At 72.0% G+C, this 2,011-nt stretch carries 3 protein-coding genes and 1 pseudogene; 1 reads left to right on the top strand and 3 read right to left on the bottom strand.

The genetic code is table 11. The features are described 5' to 3' along the window. Window positions 1-151 (bottom strand): annotated as a pseudogene (locus GJ634_RS15020) (N-acetylglucosamine-1-phosphate uridyltransferase); the annotation flags it as partial. Window positions 152-229: 78 nt separating this feature from the next. Here GJ634_RS15020 and GJ634_RS15015 point away from each other — a divergent pair. Continuing rightward, window positions 230-601: a hypothetical protein gene (locus GJ634_RS15015; protein ID WP_157503637.1), complete on the top strand. Its 372-nt coding sequence runs from the start codon at window positions 230-232 to the stop codon at window positions 599-601. 153 nt (window positions 602-754) lie between these two features. Here the strand turns inward: GJ634_RS15015 and GJ634_RS15010 are convergent, their stop codons facing one another. Both GJ634_RS15010 and GJ634_RS15715 read right to left on the bottom strand, forming a co-directional pair. After that, a complete protein-coding gene (locus tag GJ634_RS15010; RefSeq protein WP_157503636.1) occupies window positions 755-1,432 on the bottom strand; it encodes a molybdopterin-binding protein in 678 nt (225 codons plus the stop codon). Between the two features lie 45 nt (window positions 1,433-1,477). Beyond that, on the bottom strand, window positions 1,478-2,011 hold a 534-nt coding region (locus tag GJ634_RS15715; protein WP_197425559.1), incomplete at its 5' end, for a DUF5803 family protein.

Raw genomic sequence — 2,011 nt, 5'->3', positions numbered from 1 at the left:
GGAGCGCGTCGAGGGCGTCCCGGGCGCGCTCGGGGGCGCGCTGCTCGGCGCCGCGCTCGCGGGCCGCCTCCACGTTCCCGTCTGTCCCCTTCAGGCCGACGCGACCGCCCATCCCCGCGATGGGGTTCACGACGACGCCGACAGTTCGCATACCCAAACGGAGGGCGTTCGCGCCGAAAAGCCGACCGCTTCGAAACGCTGAAGCGCTCGCGGCGCGCCGACTACGACGATGCCGACTCCCGACGCCGACATCGCCGCAGCCCTCCGGGACCGCGTCGGCGACGCGCTCCGCGTCGTCGGGTTCCACGAGAGGAGCAACTGGCGCGTCGAGTACATGCGCGAGGACGTCGCCGACGGCTACGGCGACGCCTCCATCGACGACATCGCCGACGACCTCGTGCTGGACGTGCTGTCCTCGCCCCGGCAGGAGTCGCTGTACGAACTCGGCGACCTCCACGCCACCGTCCGGCTCTTCGCGGACGGCGTCGTCGTCCACGTCCCGACCGACGACCGCTCGGGCTACCTCGTCTCCCTCGACGCCGGCGGCGAGTTCACCGGCCGCGAGGTCGTCGCGGTCGTCCGCGACGCCGTCGAGCCGTGAACCAAGAATTAAGACCGGGCGGCGGGAACACCCGCCCATGAGCTACCTGCTGGCTGCGACCGAGGGCGCAACGCTCCCCATCAACTCCGTCGGCTGGGCCGTCACGATACTCGGCGTCGTGCTCGCGGTCGCGTGGACCGCCTACCTCTACCGCTAGACCCGCTCGCGCAGCCACGCCGCCGCCTCGCGGACCGTCTCCTCGTCCTCGTCCTGGATTTTCACGCGCACGCCGTCGCCGGGGTAGCTCCCGACGGTGACGCCGAAGGCCGACCGTAGCTCCTCGAGCGGGCCGACCAGCGAACTCTCGGGGGCGTCGACGTGGACGAACTCCACGTGGTTGGTCGTCCCCGTGAACTCGTCGGCGACGGACTCGAACATCGCCTTCATCTCCGCGGGGACGCCCGGGAGCACGTACGCGTTCTCCACGACCGCGCCCGGCGCCACCCCGACCTCGTTCTCGAGCAGCCGCGCGCCCGCCGGGAGCGCCGCGGTGCCGTCCGTGAGCTCCGCGAACTGGTAGCTGTCGTGGGTCTGGAAGTACGAGACCGCGTCCGCGTGCTCGACGACGTCCCGGTCGAAGGCCGCCGCCACGCCGTCCATCGTCACGTCGTCGTGCGTGGGGCCGACGCCGCCCGTCACCACGACCGCGTCGTAGCTGTCGGCCAGCGAGCCGACCTCGCCGGCGATGGCGTCGCGCTCGTCGGGCACCACGAGGACGCGCTCGACGCTGGCGCCGCGCTCGGTGAGCCGCGCGCCCAGCCACGACGCGTTCGTGTTCTCGGTGTCCCCGGTGAGGAGTTCGTCGCCGACCGTGACCACCGCAACCTGCATGCCCGCTCGTAGACGGCGGACGGTGAAAAGTCACGTCCCCGCGGCCTACTCCTCGTAGTCGAGGCCGGAGCGCTCGCGTTCGCGCTCCAGCCGGCGGATGCGCAGCCGGTAGTAGACGACGCCGCCGACCGCGACGACCGCCAGCACGCCGACGACGCCGCCGAAGATGAGCAGGTCCCGCTCGAAGTAGTACTCCACGCTGACCGTCGCGCTCGACAGCGAGTCCCAGCGCAGGTGGACGCGGTCGTCTTCGACGGACTTCTCGTAGCCGCCCGGCGAGACGTCGCCGAACAGCGGGAAGGAGACGCGCATCCCCGGCGGCAACACGACCTCGTGGCTGCCCTCGAAGTCGAGGGGCGCGGTCACCGACCGCGAGCTCGCCGCCCCCGTGTACGCGAACGTGCCGTCGGCCGCCGGCAGGTCGATTACCGTGCGCTGGTCGCGCGTGGAGACGTCGATGGCGTCCGCGCCGACGACGGTGCCGTTCTCGTAGCGGAACTGCACCGCGGAAATCGGCACGGGGTTCCGGCCGCCGAAGCCGCTGGTCGCCGCGAGGCGCACGCGCTCGCTGCCGTTCAC

Origin of the sequence: Halobacterium sp. CBA1126 (assembly GCF_009741975.1) — an archaeon.
In the GTDB taxonomy this organism is placed as follows: Archaea; Halobacteriota; Halobacteria; order Halobacteriales; family Halobacteriaceae; genus Halobacterium.
The sequence above is the reverse complement of the archived record's forward strand: the minus strand, read 5'-3'. Positions and strand labels throughout refer to the sequence as shown.

What these genes read in the sequence shown, in the direction of transcription:
- GJ634_RS15015 (WP_157503637.1), top strand. Translation starts at nt 230, where the DNA reads ATGCCGACTCCCGACGCCGACATCGCCGCAGCCCTCCGGGACCGCGTC.
- GJ634_RS15010 (WP_157503636.1), bottom strand. Translation starts at nt 1,432, where the DNA reads ATGCAGGTTGCGGTGGTCACGGTCGGCGACGAACTCCTCACCGGGGAC.